Raw genomic sequence first — 19,275 nt, forward strand, 5'->3', positions numbered from 1 at the left:
GAAAACGATGGAAGAAATTGACTTAAAATACCGAGGATTAAAGACTAAGGATGTTGTCAAATCGCTGAAACGATATGGCAAAAGGGGAATCATACCATATAAAAGCCTTGATTTCGTCCAAAGATATATAGAGGACAGAAGAAGCAAGGGGTACAAGGTAAATATGCTTGCCCCACAGAAAGGTTCACAGGAGGCATTTCTAAGGAACAGGGCAGGAATAAAGGTACTTCACGGGAATCGTGGGGGAGGAAAATCCGTATGTCTTGGAATGGATATACTGAGTTCATGCAACCACCCGTCATTTTCCGCACTTGTTTTCCGTAAGGACAAGACATCCGCAGAAAAAGCGGACGGTATTCTTAAAGTGGTTTCAAAGATGGTTGAACCTTATGGTGAGTATATTGATTCAAAACGCCTTTCAAGACTTGACGCAGGAGGTGAAATACGATACGATTATTTCGGGGATGCCTGCTTGTCGGGAGAAAAAGGCGTAAATGAATTTAAGGACAGACAACAGGGTGGTAACGTTGTGAAGGTAGCGATAGACGAGTGCTCACAGGCAACGGAACCTATCATAAACTACCTTCAAACAGTATTGCGTTCATCATCAGGACTAAGAACAAGTCTTATAGGCGCGTGCAATCCAAACCCGTACAGCGATTTCTGGAGAGCACTGGTATCATGGTGGGTAGACGATGACGGAATAGCAATTCCAGAAAGATCTGGAAAAGTAAGATATTTCTTTCAATATGGAGATACTATACATGAAACAGCATGGGGTGACAGCCCACAAGAAGTATTTGCTCAGGCAAAAGATTATATCATCGCAAGATTCGGTAAAAATACCAAAATTGACGAAACAAACTGTAAAAGATACATCAAGAGCATAACCTTTATAGCTTCCGGGCTGGAAGATAACAAGATACTTATGGCTTCCAATCCCGACTATCAGAAAAACCTTGGAGGAACAGCACAGGAAGTATCCATAAACGCATTAGGTTCATGGAAGCTGATAAAAGGGGGAAACGAGTGGATAACCCGTGACGAAATGGAGGAAATGTTCTCATCTCAGCCTGTGTTTGACGATTATTTTGAATGTGCTACACTGGATATAGCATACGGTCTTGGTGACGTTTGTGTAATGGGGCACTTCATAGGACACCACTTACAAGACCTAGAATGGTCAAACACATTAAAGCCTAGGGATTTGAACCGATGGGTAAGAAACAATCTACGGAAATGGGGAATCGGTGAAAACAGACTGGCATTTGACGGTCTTGGAGCACCTACATTCCGTGACGCATTCCCCGAAAGCCTAGCAATACTTAGAGGTGTTCCGAAAAGACTAGACAAAAGCAAGGATGATCAACCTGTAAGATTCTATTTCGATCTAAGGGCACAGCTTGCAGATGAAATGGTAACACGTATAAAAGGAACAAACCTAGGATATTGCGGATTCAGTATAAACCCGGAACTTCTCGACAAACCGTATGTGAACAAAACAATACGGGAAGCACTGATGGATCAGAGAAGAGCAATAAGACGTGACGTGGAAAGGGAAAACGGGAAACTAAGACTGCTGAAAAAACAGGAGGCAAAAAAGATTGTAGGATGCTCTCCTGACTTGATAGAAGGAACATTTTTATACAGGACATATTTTGATATATGCGATGTAATGATTGACATACCTAGCGATATAATGGATGAATTAAAATATTTATAATTACCTATGGAAATTTTAAAATTAGACGTTTTATTACGAAAAGAACCGTTCAAAGTGGCACTTCCGTCAAGATGTGACGATGGGAGAGGTGGAGGAACAAAGAAAAAGCCAAGACGCTCCACTTTGATATACAAATATATGTCACAGGATGATTTCCTAGCGCAATGGGATACATCAGGACATTATATACACAACAGACCCGACTGGAAAGACAGTATCCCGTCAGACGATGATGCCACATCATCGGATGATGAAAGCGCGAATGTAGGTGCTCAGAAAAGAAAAAAGAAATCGGCATCAACTCCCTACGTACTGCAAAGACGGGCATTCCCTCTCCAAAGGATGATACATAAGAAAAGGGTATCACACCTGTGTACCAATCCTCTTAAATTCCAGATAAAAAAAAGCGCGTCAAACCAGCAGAACAGGGATAAGCTGACAACATACAAGGAATACTGGACTGATTCTCTCATGGAAACAGCCAAGTTTGAACTTATAAGCGAAGCTGGAAAGGTAGGAGATGCTGCCATATATATATATAAGGATAAGGACGAGATAAAATACAGGTCTTTCAGCTACTCAAAAGGAGATATACTGTATGAACATAAAAACAGAAGAGGCGAAAGAATAGCTTTCGCAAGGGAATATACAACCACATATATATCGGCTGATGGAGAAGAACATACAGACACACTTGTCGATGTATGGACTAAAGATGAGTTTTACACGCTTGATTCCAACGGAGATATAGCAACGGATATTGACGATAACGGGAATATCATACAACTGCATCAATTCCATAACCTGGGATTTATACCTGTAGTATATCTACGTCTTGAACTTCCATTTTGGGGGGCAGTACAGGACTTGATAGACGATTTCGAGTTCCTAATGTCAATGATAGGAGAATACAACACACGACAGGCATTCCAAATGCTACTTATCAAGACAAACGGAAGAATAAACATTCAAAGAAACGGATTGGGAGGAACTTCCATTTTACGTGTAGGAGCAGAAGATGATGCACAGTTCATGGGTAAAATGGACGCTTCAAACTCACTGTTCACCGAAATAGACAACATATACAACGGGATACTTGACGGAAGCGGTGTCGTTCCGCCAATGCAATCATCGTCAGGTGACAGACCTACTGGAACAACAGCAATGTATTACGAGCCGGAAATGGAATGGGCGAGAAGTGATGCACAAATGATGAATACAGCCATAAATGACATGGCGAATATATTCAAATACTATGTAGGAGTAATGGAAGGTGACGCAACAGGTTATAACGCTCTAAGAATAAACGCTACCATAGAGCCATACTCATACATAGATTTCTCTGAATGGAACAATACACTCGTTCAACTTGTAAACTCCCGAATAATATCATTACAGACAGCAAGAGAAGAAAGCGATTTCTCAGCAAATAACGAAGATGATAGAATGGACGAACAAGACAGAAGATTAAACGATATGGAAGCTAGGGTGATAGAGGAAAATAATGAAAACAACGAAAACAACGAAAACAGCTAAACTATGGGAAAATTTACAAACTTTCTAAGAAAAATAAGAAAGGCATTGGACTATATATGCCTTAACAATTTGAGAGTTGACGGAATGGAACACCTCATTGCAGGAATACTTGTAGTAAGCATGGCGCAATGGTTTTTCTCCGTATGGACAGCAATAGCACTAACCTTGTTCATTCTTGTGGGAAAAGAAATCGTCTACGATAAGTGGCTTAGACAAGGAGTGCCCGAATGGAGAGATGTATTCTGGGGAGCAGTAGGTATGGTACTTGGATTGATGTGAAAAAAAATCACACCACAAGTTTTGATATATCACAAATTATGCTTTTCTTTGTGGTGAACGTCATAACATAATATTTGGCAAAATAAATCGAACAGATTTTGTACAAGATATTAAGAACCCCTCTAAGGTGGCAGAAAGGAAACAATCTGCGACTTCTATGCCCTGCGTATGTTGTGACGTTCACACCTACGGAGGGTTTCTTTTTATCACAATTCGTTAAAATATGAACGTCACAACGAATGAACTTATTCCTATTAGTGATAATAACGGTAAGAGAGCCGTTAATGCACGTGATTTGCATTCTTTTCTTGAAAGTAAAAGGGATTTTTCAACATGAATTAAAGATCGTATTAAATCTTATGATTTTATTGAAGGTATTGATTTTCAATCATTCACCGAAATTGTGGAGCGAGAAATAGGAGCTACTAAACGAATCGAATATGCTCTATCAATCAGTATGGCAAAAGAGCTATCCATGATTGAGAACAACGAACGGGGAAGGCAAGCTAGAAAATATTTTATCGCATGTGAGGAAAACAAGCATGAACTTTCCCGAAAGGAGCTTGCATTAATGGTTATACAAGCCGAAGAGGAAAAAGAACGATTGGCTTTGGAAAATAAAAAGCAGCAGAAACAAATAGAAAAACTACAGCCCAAAGCGGACTTCGCAGACAAAGCCTTTGCAATGGAAGGCAAGTGCGATATAGGACAGGCGGCAAAGATACTTGGCTTGCCTTTTGGGAGAAACTCTTTGTTCAAGAAACTTCGTGAAGCAGGAGTATTCTTTGCTAACAGGAACGAGCCAAAACAGAAGTATATTGATGCTGGGTATTTCGAGATGAAAGAAAAGCCTATTCCAAGAGAGAATCACCCAGGTTTTGTCGTGATGGTTGTTCTATGCACACAAAAAGGTCTTGCATACATTAATCACCTGTTTGGCGGAAAACCGTCCGATGGAAAATTGGCGAGAATAGTATAGCACTGTACATAATCTATTATTACTAAAAAACAAGGAGCGACAAAAACATCGCTCCTGTAACTCCTTCAACACATAGTTGATGAGATAACACACTACTTAATCGTAACCCAAACCTGTTCGCCACGCTTTATCGCATCGTCAATCAATTTGTTCAACTTGTCAGAAGTATAGCGTGATTCGGTAAGTCTGCCTTTTGATGTATTGTTACCTACAAGGACACATCCGGCAGAATCCTTTGCTGTATTCCCAGCGTGAAAAAGAATACCCTCAAAATGAGGAACGTTCAACAGTCTTGGCATATTACGCCCGAATTTTGGTGACCAGTTGTATATAACCTGGTATCTTCCATAAGGGATAGCAGATTCAGCATAAACCTTCTTCTCGTTTCCATCAAACAATCCGTTCTTATTCACGTCAACAACACGATCTTCAAGCGTATTACTGAAAAACTCACCATCAATATACAAACGTCCTATAGTATAATCAGGCTTACACCATTTTCTTTCTACTAATAGTTCCATAATTTTTTATTTATTGATACATTGCAAATGTACAAAAAAAGTATTATATTTGCAATGTAATAATTAAGCTAGTTGATATTTAGATGTGCAGATTTAACTGCAAAAAGTAAAACTTATTTAAAGATATCATTTAATGGGGTTGTCTATATTATTTTGGCAACCTCAACAATTTCCAAAAAGCATTAAATGGATACAACTAGCAGTAACATATTGCATTTTTTAGATTTATTCATTTAGGCAAGAGAAAGGCTCAATCTGTTCTCTTGCTTTTTTATATACAAACGTGAACCAATATGTTAACATTAATTAAAAATTCAGTTTAGTTATATATATATAAAACATATTTTTGTTACTTTGCACCACATAAATGAACCATTACGATGATTTTTACTTGGCAGCAGGCAGATGTGAATCTTTACTGTTGCCTTTTTTGTTTAAAATACATACCTTTGCACTATGGACAACGAAAGAGAAATATTATCGAAACTTGACGCTATCATACAGAACCAAAAGGTTTTGTATGATAATCAAATTGTAATCTTTCAAACTCTAGCATCAATCGGGCAAAAAGTTTACAGCCAAAGCGATTTCAAGAGTTTGATGATAAACATGGTAGCAAACGGAATAACAGAAAGAGTAGAAGCCAATGATCAACAAAGAAGAAACATCTAAGATTGCAGACTATTACTTCCAGGTAAAAAGACTTGCCAACGGTATAAAATCGTCAACCAAAGAGCGTGCGGAGAAGTTTTCTAAAGACCTTCTAGCCATATTCCTTTTGGCAGGGGCTAAATCGTTCAAGTCAATATCAAAACTCCCGGATAACCAAAAAGAAAAAGTGCTAGAACTGACCAAAAAGTTTCGTGAGGATATATATAACGACATATACCAATATGTACTGGAAAGCAATAAACTGTCACTAGAACTAAACGATGATCTTGGATGGGAGTATATTTCAATGACGGACAACGGCATTAAGGAATATATGGAAAGGACATACGGTGGAGAAACGACAAAGCAGAGAATAAACACAAATACAAACAGATTCCGCGCTGTTGTTGAAGTATATCTTGCCAATACATTACTGTCCACAAAAACGAACAATATAGAGAAAATAACGGATGAGGTTCAAAAGAAGATATGGAACAACATATCATCACCATATAACGTATCATTTATTCCGCCAAGCAAACAGAAACACTATGGGAGAGGATATGCTACAAACGGTATAAGCCAGTTGTATGTTATAGAACAACAGATGATTCTAGGAATTTTCAATGAAGCAAATTACAACTCATGGAAAAACATTCCAAATTTCAAGGGATGGAGGACAGCAGTAACATCTAAGAACCCATGCCAGTTCTGCATTGACGAGCAATATAGAATACACACAGACAGACCTAAGCTGCCGTTCCATGCCCATTGCTTGTGTATATTGTATCCAGTGTTTAATATATAATAACTTGATAATCAACATACCATTGAGTAACATTACCATAAGACGGGGGATTTCCTGCATCAACCACATCATTACGTGTAAATGATTTAGGAATATTTGTGCACGAAGGCATAAAGATATTACCTGACCATTGACCTGTATAAGATCCATCTTTCGCTCTCCATCTATATCTAGCGTATGGTCTGCCGGATGAAGCAACGTAATCACTAGAAGTATTATTTGTAATGTTTAATCTGCATTTAGAAGAAGTAGACCCATTTGTCAACTGTCCGTAAACAGAGAATCCAGAAGCGTTGGCTGTTGTATCTCCAAGTGTAATAGAAAGACTTTGAGTAACCACTATCGGCTTACGAATAAATCCGTCAGATGTAGTAGGGATTAAGCATAATACATTTCCACTGTAATCACAAAAATAACCCTTAATATAAATATATGTATCCCCCATAGATATGAGATTATTGCGATTAAGGGTAATTGAAATTTTTCCTGTACTATCAATACTACTTACAACGAAAACCCCAGAATCCACCAACTTCTTTAATTGATTATATACTTCCACCTTTATCTTCATATTAGACCAAGTAAATCCCCCAAGTATTTTACCCCAATTATACCTAGAATCAGCCCAATATGGTGAAATTGTAAGTACAAACGTTGTCTTTGTAGCATCTACAGGATTAGTTAGAATATCTTTATCTATTGTAAGAGGTTTAGCCCCATGATCGTATCCATCAAAATCAGTAAGCCTGGCCCATGTTTTAGGTCTATCATATACTAATTTCTTATTTACAGAATCATAAATTATACCAGGTAAACTAGCGTTGTCAAATGAAGGGCTAGACGCTTCTTTGGGTTTTATATAACTCCACATATTAATTTTTTCGCTAAGACAAGCATATCCTAAATCATAACCATCACTAGTAGGACCGATGCCTAGAGTAGGATATACATCACTATCCAACCCTACAGGTGCGGTGATTTTACCGTTAGAGTGACCCATAATCACCCCCTTCCTCTATAACGGTAAAAGAACCTTTACAAACAACAACGCCATTACAACTGATACTACGACAATGAATATCGCCATCAATTATAACAGCATCAGAAATGTCATAATCACTAGGAAGTTCCCCACCACATAGTGTTATAACTTCGACTGCCCCTGTGCAGCTAGACTGCCCCTGTGCTCCCTCGCTTTGCTTCGGTCGCACACCAAATTTCCATTTACAAACAAATTAATTTTCATCTAACTCACGTATTAAATCATTAACATATTTTACACAGGAATCTAACTCATCATACCCGTCCAAAATCAGAGCACCGACAGTGATGTGAAGTTTGTCTATCACTTTTTAAACAGCACAGCATTCGCCTTGCTTGTATCAGACTTTTCTATCACCGTTATTGCGGAATCAATAATCCTTGTGACTTCGGATGGCGGCATCATGGGAGTGTCAGCACCTTTCCGCCAAGATTGATACTCTCTCAACTTTTTAAGAAGTTCTTTTTTTCTCATGTGTTTAGTAAATAAGGGGTGGTTATAGCATAAATGAAAAGGACTATACCACCCCTACCCCTTTTAAATTATGAAAAGAATTAAGATCCAGGCAACAGTCCATAAGACAAATATTGTTTTAAGGATCTTTTATGGTACAAATATAATAATTATTGCGAATTAAGCCAAAATTAAACAACAATTTCCCAATCATCGGCAAACACATCACTGATAGACGGAACCCATGAATCAGCGCGTCCAGTATTCTCATTGTAGATAAGACACTGGCTTGTATAGTCAATAAATCCCTTACCTTTCAGAATAAGGTCTTTTGCCGATTGGGGAAGAGATTGCATCTTAGGGATAATGTCGCTTTCGATATGAGCTGGCACTTGTTTGAATACCATCAAACCTTTACCGTCCCAACCACTTCTACGAATTGGATAGCCTGCTTTGAGAGCCATAATAGCCATACCAAAATTCATCTTTATTACTTTAGCACCATCAGAACCTTGCATACGCTGTATGCGAGTATCAAGAAGCCGTATATAGTCGAACATAGTACAACACTGCATTTCCAGTAAACACTTGTTGTACATATCATTAACGACTTCATCCATTTTCCCTGAATCTATGAAAGCGGCCAACTTTACATATCTTCCATTGAGTTCTTCGGCTTCTATCTGCATACGGTCAACTGGTGTTTCGGCAATATTATACGCCTTTTCAAACGTATCTTTAGGACTCCAGCTTTCATACCCATCTTCATAACGGGCATGATAGCCCTCATTATCAAAATTTTCCGTTGACGGTTTTTCTCTAAGAAGATGTTTCCCCCACGCATCACCTCTTGTCATGGCATTAATGTTAATTTTTATACACATTTTAAAACGTTAATTCGTTCTGGGCGATACCAACGCCCACTATCAGTTATCACAAAAGAATCACCGAATACTTTATAATGGTGTAAATTTGTTCCTTAATGCCACTACAAATAAAATCGGATGGAGGAAAACCCGAAATATGGCAAAAAAGATAAACCTCCATCCGCAAACAAAAACAAGAATTTAATCAATATAAGCAAAAACCACACATTTCGGACAGCATTGCAATGCTAAAAGGGTAAATCATCACGTCTTTCAGGCTGGACAGGTGCAGGTGATGGATCAGGTGATGGTTGCGGCATATCTATCTTAAAGCACCCAACTTCATTGTAATATTTACCCTGGTATTCTCTTGCTCTGATTTCAAGATGGGCAGTAATAGTATCACCCTCTTTCAATTGAAGATCACACAGGGTGCCCATTACATAGAAATACACCTCTTTGGAATACATGGAACCAATTTCCTCAACGAGATAATTTCTCTTCTGCCAAGGATTACCTGCCTTACTTGTACCAGCCTGTAACTGACCTACTTTCTTTACTTTACAATTTAATACTAAATCCATTTTTTTATTTTTTATATTTTTCTTCCTTTATTTTGTCCAATTCTCTCATCGCGGACAGCCTTCTTTTGTGAGCGTCCACCCTTATCCAGAAAACCTTCCAACTAACTTCCTTACCGTTAGTGGTGTTCTCTTTAAGTATCTTGCCACATTTTAAAATCTCGTTGACAAGATAATCATACCGTTTTTTATCATAGCAATATCTCATGCGACAAAAGTAATATTAAAAAATAAACTAATACAAAAAAACAATAATAAAAATTGTTAATCAAACAGTTAATTCTTCCTCTTCCTCTTTTGACAATGCTTCCACATCACCATCTTCACCTTTAGGAAAATACAGTTCGTCAAGATAATTGCTTGCTTCACTCTTTTCAGTGAAACTCTTTATAACACTCCCCCGTTTGCTAACAACACGGTAACTAATATTATCCTCTGCTACAACTTTATAACAATTTAAATCATCCACATCTACAACATCTGGAGCATTATCATCAATACGCATCATGCTTAATATATGAGAATACTCGTTCACCTTCACCGTACAGGAAAAAACATTAGGAACTGGTTCTACTATCAATCCGGCATTTATCAATGAATCAAAAACAGAACGCCTAGGCTTATATTTCAGTTGCCTCCTTATAAACTTCAACGTTATCATATTATCTCCCCTCTGTGCGGATAATACACACAAACGTAATACCCGTAACGCATCAATACTACATAGAGGCGAAAGGTACTTGTACAACTGGACAGGAGTAAATTTATGGTAATAATCAAACACTCCCTCTTCCTCTATTTCCCTTACACGCCTTTCCCTTTCTTTATTCCTTACCGTCAAATTAGTGGCTTTCCTTACCGACATAGACTATCCTTTCCATGTATCGTTTTCCTTTATCCATTTACGTTCATCATCACTAAGATCGCCTGTTGATTCACGATGATATACACACTTGTTGCATAACCCTGCCTTGGCACGGACACACTTGTCGCAATCGTATGGAAAAAACGCTATGGTGGTCTTGTCGTAGAAATCTTCACCAGCATCATCATCAGAAAGCCAACCTTTGAACTTTGCAAGCATATCAAGTGCACCTTTCACATCCTTAAAATCAGCAGTATCTATATCAGAACGCTTTAGGAAACTTTCTATAAGGCTTATCGCATCTTCAAATTCAAGGTTATCCTTGTTTATCAAAGTCTTTGTCTTTTCCTTATTCTCACCTTCCAATACACGCCTCATGGATGGTGTCACATAATCGGAAGCAAGCATGGAAGATTTGGCATAATTGACAATCTGGGTTATTCTTGGAGAGTTCACCCATTGCTTGGCTTTCATAAGCAAAGAACGCTCTGACATACCCTCGTCAACAACGTGCGTAGCCTTGTAAAACAAGACAGGATTCGTATCTATGACATAAGCGGACGCAGCCCATAACTCCATCTCATTCGCATCATCAATATGCTTTGCTATATCAATCTTCTTCTGTTTTTCATCGTCAATAAGAAGATTGTTACTAAGGGGAAGTTTACCCCATCCTTTATTCAAACCCATTACCTTTCCTCCTTTATCCTAGATTTTATCTCCCTTACCCTCTCGTCAAGTTCAGAAGAATATTTAAAAAGATTGTATATGCTACTCCTGTCAATACATAGGAAATAAGAAATATCAGACATACTTAAACCCATGTCACGCATAACACAGCACACAAGCGCACGGTTCATAACAATATCATGCTTCCTGCTTTTCCTGTTAACATCAGTATCGGAGAGTCCGCTTGCCGCTAGGACTCTCCTAAAAACCAAAGCGTTATCAGCCTTTTTCCCCATTTTCCAAATTTTCCCGGTCTACGATTAATTGCATTATATCAGCGTAACCAGCCAAATCAACCATATTGTCACGCTTTTTATGGAATCCCTGTCTGCATAGCTTTACAGCTATCTGTACAGCAACACAGTCATAAGGAGATAATTCCTTTCCAGTAATCAAAGAAGCCATCTTGGAAATGTTTTCAAAATTGACTACTGCATCGCCATAGTCAGACTGTCTGCTGTTGCTACGGATATCCTTTGCCTCATCAAGGATGCTTCTCTCTTTAACATGATCAACATAAGCAATACAATCTGAGAAAAGAATATACTCTTTACCCTGGTCATCCGCACAAATAAACTTTTCACCATTCTCAAAACAGTATTTAACAGTGACAAATTTACCGAACACATTTGACTTGCTTACAGAATCTTCACCGTGAAGTGAAATGTATTTATCACGGTTTATAATTTTCACCCTGCTATTCAATGTAACTCCAATCATAACAAATCACCTACCTTTATGTTATCCGCATCCTTCTTGTCAGAAAAGAAAATACGGTCATACTTCGTTTCACCAAACTCAACAAACATGGCTAAGATAAAATACTTGTTCAATACACTGTCATAGCCCTTGTCGTAAATTTTGTTTATCTTTTTTGTTTTCATCGTTTTTTTACATTTAATATCCATACTGTCACCTCCCATCATCATCTTCAGCATACAGGTATTGGACATCAGTTCAACAATCTTGTATCTTACGTACTCATATCCATCAACATAACATGTAATGGTTTTACTAGATATATCATAAGTACCGTAACCATTCCCAAAATAGCCCATTCCTACATAAGTACCATCCTGATTAAACTTAGCGTAAGTAGGTCTTATCATAGGATACCATCTACCATCCACTTTTACCTGAACAAGTTCCCATGTCCCGATAATAGCATTCTTGTATTCATCATCCTTATCATCGGAACAACTACACAACCCCAATAATACTATTGAAGAATATGACTATCCTCATAATTCCCCAAACAACATGCTGCCACGCCTTCGAGAAACTAATACTAATTTATTAACAGTTACAGTTGTCTTACAACCGTGAACCTTATTCCAATTTATATCTCTTAATGAAGCAAAACCATTACTGCTTCCACTAATGAAACAAACAACACTATTGAACTTAACCTTGTCAAATCTAGTAAATATAATACCATGTTTTGAAGGTTTACCACCGTTAAGCCAATAAGGAGCACTAGCACTTCTTCTTACACCGCCTTTGCTGAATTTCTGTACATGCAATATCCTACTATGCCTAGGTATGAACCTTATTAAATGATGATTGCAAAGCCTACTTGTATTAAGATTACCAGCTATGCAATAAGCATCGTTGTAATGCTCCTTAGACAAGCCTAACTTAATCCTCTTGTACTTAGTAATATAACCATAAGTAATATTCACATTGCTGAACCTACTCTTCAGTTCTTCATACAAGAACCACCTCATCGTACTCATTGCACTCGCATCCCTAAATGACTTTCCACGATTAACATTCAATGTTATTTCACCTGAATGGTACTTTTCATGACAAGTCTTGCAAAGTGTAACCAAGTTGTTAGGAGCATTGCCACCTGTTTTCCTGCTCTCAATATGATGAACCTGCAATACATCATCCTTGCTTTTTCCCTTGCAATGTTGACAAATGTGATTGTCCCTGAACAATACATATTCCCTTACATTATAAGAATCAAGTTGTTCCCCCATCTGATATTCAGATCTTTTAATGTCTGGATTTTTAATCTTCTGCATGTCAAATGCAACCACCTCCACATTAACCTGTTTCACAGGTAACAATTTGTGGATTAAACTGACAATCCTTACATGTGAGTCAATCTTTTGTCTGATTGAGGGTGCGATCCACCCTTCTTTAATCCTTCTGTTGTCAAACCTTGGTTTCCTGTATCTTGTCTTTCTGTACCTTCTGTTTCTTCTTAATGACTTTCTGTCAGAAAGTAGTTTAACAATGTCATTTCTTAGTTCGGCATTTGCCGAGAACAGTTCTTTCTTATTGGTTGTTGCAGAAATTCCTATATGTTTGCTTCCACAGTCAATTCCAATTGTTATGTGCTGTTTGTATCCATAGCTTCCATTTATCAGTTTAATGGTAAACACGTCCTTTCTGTATATGACAGCCCTTCCCTGTTTCAAGAGAAGTCTTGCTTTTCTCTCTGAGCATGGCATTACTGGTTCATTATTTTTATTAAGGACATATACCATAAGTTTATTAGTTTTTCTTCAGTTAAGTTATTCCATTGTATATCTCTAATTTTTAAGTATTACGGCAGCTAAAATAAAGCTGCCCAGGACTTCTCCCGTAAGTTACCCATCGCCAAGGTTATGAAATGGTTTCAGTTGTCAGCAACACCGTTCCTTTAGGTTCTGTTTAATCACTGACCGAAGAGGTTGGGACTTGGATAAACATCCCAACGTTCCTATACATTCATTTCTAACGTAGCACAGGTACAACCTGTGCTTAGGCTAATCTGCTTACCCATAAATCACCCTTTGGGGATAATTGCGGATAGTCAAATTTGTGTGACCAAAACCTCCATCGCCCCTATCCGTTGAATCAAGGCTTTCAACCTCAACAAATTCAACCTCAATATAATTACTGAAAAGAAGCTGAGCAATTCGCTCCTTGGCGGCAATATAGAAAGGCTCTTTCTCAAAACTCTTCACTATAACACCGATACAACCTGTATAATCACAATCAATAACACCATCCAACACATCTGCGTCATGATACTTCCCGTCAACGCCAATAATACCTTTCAGGGAAAATCCGCTTCTCGGCTTGATAATAGCCTTCATATTTGATGGCATCTGAATGGCTATACCAAGTTTAATCAGATTACGACCTTTTCTTATCAATGTGTTGTCAGGAACATACAAATCGTATCCGGCAGCACCAACAGTTTTTTTTTCGGGAAGAACTGCATCCCGTCTTAATTTTACAAATTTTACTTTATCCATTTTTAACATCCGTGTTTAATCTGAATGCAGCTTCCCTAGCCTGATCCTTCGTTCTATACAACTCTATTTTTTCAAACATACGACCATCATCACAGTCATACGTACATAAGGTGACAGCCCACATATTACCACGCGGAGAATAGAAATACCTGCCGTAATCCTTTCCCATCACCTTACCGTCAATCCTTATTTCTCCTTTATTAGCCATAACACGACTTATTTCCTCACCCCAAACTTTTTCCTAAACTCATCAATAGAGCACGCTATTCGCTGACCAAGATGGTCTACATACAAAACAGCATCTTTAATCATTTTATCATTCTCACTAAGCATGTGGATAACACTGTCAACGACACACTCTTTGCCGCTACCTAATTCAACATACTTATTACCCATGACAATGCAGTCTTTTCCCTTTAAAGGAACAATACGTTCAATCTTGCTTTCACGATATTTTTTCAGTTTTTCAAAGAACTCACGGTGCATTACACGCTCGTTCTCATCCATCACATGATAAAATTCACAGCAAATATCGTGAACATCATCCACTGTATTAATACCACTAAGGTTGTCAATCACATTCTGCAATGCGTCAAAGAAATTCACATCATACTCATCCGACACTTCTTCCATCATTCTGTCAATGGAAGCAATAACCGCGTTCTTGAAATCAATATCGTCACAACTAAATCCCAAAGAGATATAATTACGCAATGAAAGAAAATTTTCCTTAAAATCAATTCCTACTTCAATATCCATTCTCTAAATTGTTTAACGTTAATACTATTCAAATTATTAATGACAGCATCTCCGATATCATCGTTATGCTTCAATCCAAAAGACAGGCTAGGGTATTCCCACCATCTCGCAACACGTCCCTTGTCACCCCACAAAGATATAGCTTTATTATCAAAGTCGGGGAACAAAATAACATTTTTTGGCAATTTATTTCCAAGCTGATTCATTCCGCCACAAGCTGTCCATATAAAACCGTTACCAAAAGTCATAGAAGCTATCAGAGCGGTTTTCTCCGATTCAACCATACAAGTTATCGCATCGCTGCAATAATCCACTAAAAACGGCTTAAAATAACCACGATGGGTAAACCCCTCGCCCGTAGTAAACTTCCTGAAAGCATGGGTTTCCTTCTTCCTGTGACCGTTCACCCCATATCTTATCCTGTTATCATGGCACACGTTACCATCCTTATCAGAATACCAGAACACAGCGGATTCCTTTCCAAGACATCCTACCTTATACCTTGAAAACACATCATTAACGGAATCAACACCGAAAACACCTGAAAGGTACTCGTACAGGTTATTACCCTTCCAATGCCCGACATCGCTAAGCCTGTCAACATACTTCACATCAACAAACCTTGATTCCTGTCTACCCGAATCATACTCCCTCTCGTAGAAATCCTTCAAACTCATCCTGCAACCGTCCGGGCTTGACAGAATCCTAAAAGCATCAGAAGCACTACTGCAACCGGGAAGATAAGACACGAGAAAGTCAAACAGGTTGACAGAATCACCTCCCTGCTCGGTAACGGTGATACTGCCCGACTTGTTCATATAGAAAACCAGCTTATCCTTCCTGCTATGGCTCTCTAGATTTATCCTTGCAGGCAACGTCCACCGCTTACCCCTACGCCTTAAAGGAAGCCCAAGCACGGTGTCAAGATTGGCAAATATATACTCATAATCAATAGAACCCATACTACTTAAAATTACGCCATCCCTGTTTTATATCCCTAAAGAAATCGCTCAACGTATAACGATAACCGTCAGGATATCCTAGAAATTCAGAAAGACATGAAACATATCCTACAGGCTTACGACCACTCGTCCACCTGTACACCATTTCGGCAGGAACCATAAACACAAGAAGAACAAATACAATGTCAACATATATGAGAAACATGACAAAACGAATAAAACACCTCATAATCATTCCTCCATACCCCCTAAAAGAAGTTTCTTCGCATAACGCAACGCAAACTCCCAATTGTAATAAAACGTACCTAGCAAATCAAAGAACAGGCTATACACGGCATCCTTGTCACCATCGGGAACGGAATACATGATATCATCCATCATACGGATATCATCACTGAACCTGGCATTCTTTGTAGTATAACGCCACAAACCGCCAATGGCAAGTATCTTGGCGTGTTCATAAACATGACCGTCAATGGAATATACATCACAAACGTAATCATTAAACCAATCCTCATCGTCAAGCACACCACTAACAGGGCTTGCCGACAAAATCATATTAACAAACACACCAAAATGACAATACTGCTCTATCTTACCCGAACCATTGTCAAACTCAACCTTGAAAGCATCCTTTCCGCTCTCATTAATACTGCAAACCATATCACTTACGTAAAGCGTCTTTAACCACTGGCTGAAATTATACCTTTTCAAACCAACCCTGTTACGGGCTTCATTTATCGCACACTGGGCATCAGACACACATACATACCAATCAGAAGTAACACGAATACTTCTATCAAATAAAATAATCTCTTTATTATCCATACACAATAAAATTTTTCAGCAAAAATACATATTAAAGCAATATGGTAAAAACAATAACGGTTAAACAATATTAAAATAAGAAATACGAAACAAACCACTCTTAAAACGGCAAATCCTCCTTCATTATATCATCAGCCTGTTGGAGAAGATATTCGTCAGGATTATACTTCCGTCTTAATACGACCTGAAACAGCCTATTCCTGTTCTCATCCCACGCGGAAGTGACGGAATAGCCTTCCTGGCGTATCATGTCAACCATCTTTCTCTTGCTATAAGGTCTTACACCACAGTCATTGCAGTATGCTATGTATTTAACATACAGGTCACGGTCACGAATAGCCGATTCCTCAATATCTCCCGAAGAATCATACCCCGAATCGTAAAGATACGACAGGACACTGTTGGAATCACGTCTTGCATTCTCCGTAACGGATTCTATCGTATAACTTCTCGTAAACTCACCTTTATTCTTAACAAACCGTCTTGCACCCTCTATGATCCAGTTTATGATAGCAGCTGATTCCTTTGACAGCTTCAACGGAAGCGACCTGTCCTGTTCCGATTCCTTGAACACACGATAAAACGGAATGACAAGGGAGCGTCTGAAATGGCCGTAAGTCTGGTCCGAAACGGAAGGCATCTTGTTAAGGTTGGCCATAAACGGTGGCATCATGTCGGCAAGGAAAGGCTCACCGAACGGAAGGCGCGCCATAGTAGGCTCACCGGAAATGAACTTCTTGTATTTTCCACCGCTCACATCCTTCCCACCCATCTCGGAAGCGTAGTTGAGCAGCTTGCCGTTTATCATAGCTATATTGTACTCGCACGTAGACTTGTCACCCGACAGGTCAGCCATCTCCATATAAGAAACATTATCTTTCCCTAGCGCGTTGACAACAGCGTCAAAGAACACCGACTTACCGTTACTACCACAACCGAGAAGGTAACACATCTTCTCCATCTTTATCTTCTTCCTGTCAACAAAAGCACACCCTACAAACTCCTGCAAGGCATCCTGGGTATCCTTCACAGGAATCACATCGTCCAGGAACTTCTCCCACAACGGGCTGCGCGCCAACGGGTCATAATTGATATTGATACGTATGCACGATTCTATCATGGGAGAGAAATCGAACGTTTCCATCGTTTCCGTGTCAAGGACACAATTGTCAAACGTGATGAAGTTACGCTTGGGATTGAATATCTCATGCGTCACGTTCTTTATGATGGTACGGTAGAAACGCTCGCTCGTATCGGTCATGTACAGTTCGCTAAGACCGTTTATGCGGCACAAATCCATACACAGGCGCATCAGATCCTCCTTCATCATGGGAACGAATATCTTACCGTCAAAAGCCATGATGGAACCGCTCCTGTGCCGTCTGAAATTGCACTCCCTGCACGCATCGGCTATATCCATCTCAACCATAGCGGATATGGAACGTTTCCACTCGCCTTCATCCCTTGCTTTACGGAAACCTCGACCACCACCCTTGTCCGCCAGCTTTCCCATAACGGAATCAAGGATGTATTCATAAGAAGCCTTTGCAGATTCAGCGACAGTCATCTTCCCCTCCTTTCTCTACCGATTTCTCCCGGTCCACAACCTTCCCGAACATCACAACAGGATACAGGTCATAATCGTCCGTTGATATGTCAGGGCGTGCGTCCATATCATCAAGCGAAGAATACACGTCCGCGATGTGCTCCAGCTTCCGGCACACGATGGAATCACGTCTTATCCCGTAATACTCTATAAGGTCAGCCATGTACTGTATGGTAATGTCCTTGAACCATGTGAACGCATCATCACGTGTCTTTGCCCCGTCACAGCAGGTATTGAACGTATATCCGAAACGTCTCATCTTCACGAAGTAGCTGTTCCGCCACAACGACACCGACTTGTCCATCTCGTTCCCTGCGTTACGTATGGCAGTTACAATGCTTCCCGGCATGAGCGCGCACCGTGAAACGCGAGCGGCGGAAGGCTTCCCGTTCGCCCCGGTACCATCCACCATATCCACATCGGGCACGAACCTTAGATCATCCACGCTCCTTCCGCCCACAACGGACGTGTCATGCCGCATGAGATAGTCGGCATCCACGATATGCCCGTACTGTCTTACCTGGTCCTCGCACCACGAAGCAAATCTCCTTAACGACCGCTTCCACTCGGAAGGAAGCACATACCCGTACCTTGCACATATCTCGGCTATACGCTTCCTATCCTTCTCCCATTTGTCCTTCATCTTCCTCTCGTACTCCAGCACCTCACCCTCCACGCTGACACCAGCGACCTGTGCAGCCATAGACTTTGCAGTTAAAGGTACGGGCACGCGTTTTATGAAGGACGCTTCCGACACAAGAACCGTCCTAGTACCGTCCTTCAACGGCTCGTCAAGTTTGAGGAAACACTGTCTGTCCGCAACGTTAACGAGC

The 19,275-nt window shown here is 39.5% G+C and carries 23 protein-coding genes; 5 read left to right on the forward strand and 18 right to left on the reverse strand.

Annotation, left to right across the window (positions count from 1 at the left end):
- The first annotated feature begins 7 nt into the window (after window positions 1-7).
- The 4 genes from QZ135_RS13615 (at window position 8) to QZ135_RS24915 (ending at window position 4,517) form a co-directional block, all read left to right on the forward strand.
- Window positions 8-1,723: a terminase family protein gene (locus QZ135_RS13615; RefSeq protein WP_294610164.1), complete on the forward strand. Its 1,716-nt coding sequence runs from the start codon at window positions 8-10 to the stop codon at window positions 1,721-1,723.
- A gap of 6 nt (window positions 1,724-1,729) precedes the next feature.
- On the forward strand, window positions 1,730-3,259 hold the full coding sequence (locus QZ135_RS13620; RefSeq protein ID WP_294610167.1) for a phage portal protein: 1,530 nt from the start codon (window positions 1,730-1,732) through the stop codon (window positions 3,257-3,259).
- Window positions 3,260-3,343: 84 nt separating this feature from the next.
- Window positions 3,344-3,538, forward strand: a complete 195-nt coding sequence (locus QZ135_RS13625; RefSeq protein ID WP_294610171.1) for a hypothetical protein — start codon at window positions 3,344-3,346, stop codon at window positions 3,536-3,538.
- A gap of 349 nt (window positions 3,539-3,887) precedes the next feature.
- Window positions 3,888-4,517, forward strand: coding sequence for a phage antirepressor KilAC domain-containing protein (locus QZ135_RS24915; RefSeq protein WP_365978919.1), 630 nt, complete (start codon window positions 3,888-3,890; stop codon window positions 4,515-4,517).
- 92 nt (window positions 4,518-4,609) lie between these two features.
- Here QZ135_RS24915 and QZ135_RS13640 read toward each other — a convergent pair whose 3' ends face one another.
- Window positions 4,610-5,038 (reverse strand): DUF5675 family protein, encoded by a 429-nt coding sequence (locus QZ135_RS13640; protein WP_294610174.1) that lies wholly within the window; start codon window positions 5,036-5,038, stop codon window positions 4,610-4,612.
- Between the two features lie 646 nt (window positions 5,039-5,684).
- On the opposite strand from QZ135_RS13640, the gene QZ135_RS13645 reads away from it, so the two are divergent.
- Entirely contained in the window at window positions 5,685-6,497 is an 813-nt protein-coding gene (locus QZ135_RS13645; protein WP_294610177.1) for a hypothetical protein, read from the forward strand.
- Here QZ135_RS13645 and QZ135_RS13650 read toward each other — a convergent pair.
- The 17 genes from QZ135_RS13650 to QZ135_RS13730 form a co-directional block, all read right to left on the reverse strand.
- Complete coding sequence (locus tag QZ135_RS13650; protein WP_294610179.1) at window positions 6,487-7,497, reverse strand: hypothetical protein; 1,011 nt, start codon at window positions 7,495-7,497, stop codon at window positions 6,487-6,489. The two genes, QZ135_RS13645 and QZ135_RS13650, sit on opposite strands and share 11 nt — an antisense overlap.
- 345 nt (window positions 7,498-7,842) lie before the next feature.
- On the reverse strand, window positions 7,843-8,013 hold the full coding sequence (locus tag QZ135_RS13655) for a hypothetical protein (protein WP_294610182.1): 171 nt from the start codon (window positions 8,011-8,013) through the stop codon (window positions 7,843-7,845).
- A 170-nt stretch (window positions 8,014-8,183) separates the two neighbouring features.
- Window positions 8,184-8,849, reverse strand: a complete 666-nt coding sequence (locus QZ135_RS13660) for a DUF2829 domain-containing protein (RefSeq protein WP_294610185.1) — start codon at window positions 8,847-8,849, stop codon at window positions 8,184-8,186.
- 257 nt (window positions 8,850-9,106) lie between these two features.
- Window positions 9,107-9,442, reverse strand: coding sequence for a DUF3127 domain-containing protein (locus tag QZ135_RS13665; RefSeq protein ID WP_294610188.1), 336 nt, complete (start codon window positions 9,440-9,442; stop codon window positions 9,107-9,109).
- A 265-nt stretch (window positions 9,443-9,707) separates the two neighbouring features.
- The gene (locus QZ135_RS13670; RefSeq protein WP_294610191.1) at window positions 9,708-9,947 is read right to left on the reverse strand and encodes a hypothetical protein; all 240 of its coding nucleotides are present in this window, start codon (window positions 9,945-9,947) and stop codon (window positions 9,708-9,710) included.
- A gap of 360 nt (window positions 9,948-10,307) precedes the next feature.
- A complete protein-coding gene (locus QZ135_RS13675) occupies window positions 10,308-10,994 on the reverse strand; it encodes a hypothetical protein (protein ID WP_294610194.1) in 687 nt (228 codons plus the stop codon).
- On the reverse strand, window positions 10,994-11,269 hold the full coding sequence (locus QZ135_RS13680; protein WP_294610198.1) for a hypothetical protein: 276 nt from the start codon (window positions 11,267-11,269) through the stop codon (window positions 10,994-10,996). The genes QZ135_RS13675 and QZ135_RS13680 overlap by 1 nt, the downstream gene beginning before the upstream one ends.
- A complete protein-coding gene (locus tag QZ135_RS13685) occupies window positions 11,253-11,753 on the reverse strand; it encodes a DUF6378 domain-containing protein (protein WP_294610201.1) in 501 nt (166 codons plus the stop codon). The genes QZ135_RS13680 and QZ135_RS13685 overlap by 17 nt, the downstream gene beginning before the upstream one ends.
- The gene (locus QZ135_RS13690; protein WP_294610205.1) at window positions 11,750-12,241 is read right to left on the reverse strand and encodes a lipocalin family protein; all 492 of its coding nucleotides are present in this window, start codon (window positions 12,239-12,241) and stop codon (window positions 11,750-11,752) included. Before QZ135_RS13690 ends, QZ135_RS13685 begins: the two co-directional genes overlap by 4 nt.
- 33 nt (window positions 12,242-12,274) lie before the next feature.
- A complete protein-coding gene (gene iscB, locus QZ135_RS13695) occupies window positions 12,275-13,531 on the reverse strand; it encodes an RNA-guided endonuclease IscB (protein WP_294610208.1) in 1,257 nt (418 codons plus the stop codon).
- 270 nt (window positions 13,532-13,801) lie between these two features.
- A complete protein-coding gene (dut, locus tag QZ135_RS13700) occupies window positions 13,802-14,287 on the reverse strand; it encodes a dUTP diphosphatase (protein ID WP_294610211.1) in 486 nt (161 codons plus the stop codon).
- Window positions 14,280-14,495: a hypothetical protein gene (locus tag QZ135_RS13705; RefSeq protein WP_294610214.1), complete on the reverse strand. Its 216-nt coding sequence runs from the start codon at window positions 14,493-14,495 to the stop codon at window positions 14,280-14,282. The genes dut and QZ135_RS13705 overlap by 8 nt, the downstream gene beginning before the upstream one ends.
- 8 nt (window positions 14,496-14,503) lie before the next feature.
- A complete protein-coding gene (locus QZ135_RS13710) occupies window positions 14,504-15,046 on the reverse strand; it encodes a hypothetical protein (protein ID WP_294610217.1) in 543 nt (180 codons plus the stop codon).
- Complete coding sequence (locus tag QZ135_RS13715; RefSeq protein WP_294610220.1) at window positions 15,031-15,864, reverse strand: DUF6371 domain-containing protein; 834 nt, start codon at window positions 15,862-15,864, stop codon at window positions 15,031-15,033. The genes QZ135_RS13710 and QZ135_RS13715 overlap by 16 nt, the downstream gene beginning before the upstream one ends.
- 375 nt (window positions 15,865-16,239) lie before the next feature.
- Window positions 16,240-16,836 carry a hypothetical protein gene (locus QZ135_RS13720; RefSeq protein WP_294610224.1) on the reverse strand — a complete coding sequence of 199 codons (597 nt, stop codon included), beginning with the start codon at window positions 16,834-16,836 and terminating at the stop codon, window positions 16,240-16,242.
- A 100-nt stretch (window positions 16,837-16,936) separates the two neighbouring features.
- Window positions 16,937-18,403, reverse strand: coding sequence for a phage/plasmid primase, P4 family (locus tag QZ135_RS13725; protein WP_294610227.1), 1,467 nt, complete (start codon window positions 18,401-18,403; stop codon window positions 16,937-16,939).
- On the reverse strand, window positions 18,390-18,887 hold the full coding sequence (locus QZ135_RS13730) for a hypothetical protein (RefSeq protein ID WP_294610231.1): 498 nt from the start codon (window positions 18,885-18,887) through the stop codon (window positions 18,390-18,392). The genes QZ135_RS13725 and QZ135_RS13730 overlap by 14 nt, the downstream gene beginning before the upstream one ends.
- Window positions 18,888-19,275: the final 388 nt, after the last annotated feature.

This window comes from uncultured Bacteroides sp., from assembly GCF_905207245.1.
Lineage (GTDB): Bacteria > Bacteroidota > Bacteroidia > Bacteroidales > Bacteroidaceae > Bacteroides.

Coding starts and splice junctions, on each gene's coding strand:
- QZ135_RS13615 (WP_294610164.1), top strand. CDS start 8: ATGGAAGAAATTGACTTAAAATACCGAGGATTAAAGACTAAGGATGTT.
- QZ135_RS13620 (WP_294610167.1), top strand. CDS start 1,730: ATGGAAATTTTAAAATTAGACGTTTTATTACGAAAAGAACCGTTCAAA.
- QZ135_RS13625 (WP_294610171.1), top strand. CDS start 3,344: ATGGAACACCTCATTGCAGGAATACTTGTAGTAAGCATGGCGCAATGG.
- QZ135_RS13640 (WP_294610174.1), bottom strand. CDS start 5,038: ATGGAACTATTAGTAGAAAGAAAATGGTGTAAGCCTGATTATACTATA.
- QZ135_RS13645 (WP_294610177.1), top strand. CDS start 5,685: ATGATCAACAAAGAAGAAACATCTAAGATTGCAGACTATTACTTCCAG.
- QZ135_RS13650 (WP_294610179.1), bottom strand. CDS start 7,497: ATGGGTCACTCTAACGGTAAAATCACCGCACCTGTAGGGTTGGATAGT.
- QZ135_RS13655 (WP_294610182.1), bottom strand. CDS start 8,013: ATGAGAAAAAAAGAACTTCTTAAAAAGTTGAGAGAGTATCAATCTTGG.
- QZ135_RS13660 (WP_294610185.1), bottom strand. CDS start 8,849: ATGACAAGAGGTGATGCGTGGGGGAAACATCTTCTTAGAGAAAAACCG.
- QZ135_RS13665 (WP_294610188.1), bottom strand. CDS start 9,442: ATGGATTTAGTATTAAATTGTAAAGTAAAGAAAGTAGGTCAGTTACAG.
- QZ135_RS13670 (WP_294610191.1), bottom strand. CDS start 9,947: ATGATGCGTATTGATGATAATGCTCCAGATGTTGTAGATGTGGATGAT.
- QZ135_RS13675 (WP_294610194.1), bottom strand. CDS start 10,994: ATGGGTTTGAATAAAGGATGGGGTAAACTTCCCCTTAGTAACAATCTT.
- QZ135_RS13680 (WP_294610198.1), bottom strand. CDS start 11,269: ATGGGGAAAAAGGCTGATAACGCTTTGGTTTTTAGGAGAGTCCTAGCG.
- QZ135_RS13685 (WP_294610201.1), bottom strand. CDS start 11,753: ATGATTGGAGTTACATTGAATAGCAGGGTGAAAATTATAAACCGTGAT.
- iscB (WP_294610208.1), bottom strand. CDS start 13,531: ATGGTATATGTCCTTAATAAAAATAATGAACCAGTAATGCCATGCTCA.
- dut (WP_294610211.1), bottom strand. CDS start 14,287: ATGGATAAAGTAAAATTTGTAAAATTAAGACGGGATGCAGTTCTTCCC.
- QZ135_RS13705 (WP_294610214.1), bottom strand. CDS start 14,495: ATGGCTAATAAAGGAGAAATAAGGATTGACGGTAAGGTGATGGGAAAG.
- QZ135_RS13710 (WP_294610217.1), bottom strand. CDS start 15,046: ATGGATATTGAAGTAGGAATTGATTTTAAGGAAAATTTTCTTTCATTG.
- QZ135_RS13715 (WP_294610220.1), bottom strand. CDS start 15,864: ATGAACAAGTCGGGCAGTATCACCGTTACCGAGCAGGGAGGTGATTCT.
- QZ135_RS13720 (WP_294610224.1), bottom strand. CDS start 16,836: ATGGATAATAAAGAGATTATTTTATTTGATAGAAGTATTCGTGTTACT.
- QZ135_RS13725 (WP_294610227.1), bottom strand. CDS start 18,403: ATGACTGTCGCTGAATCTGCAAAGGCTTCTTATGAATACATCCTTGAT.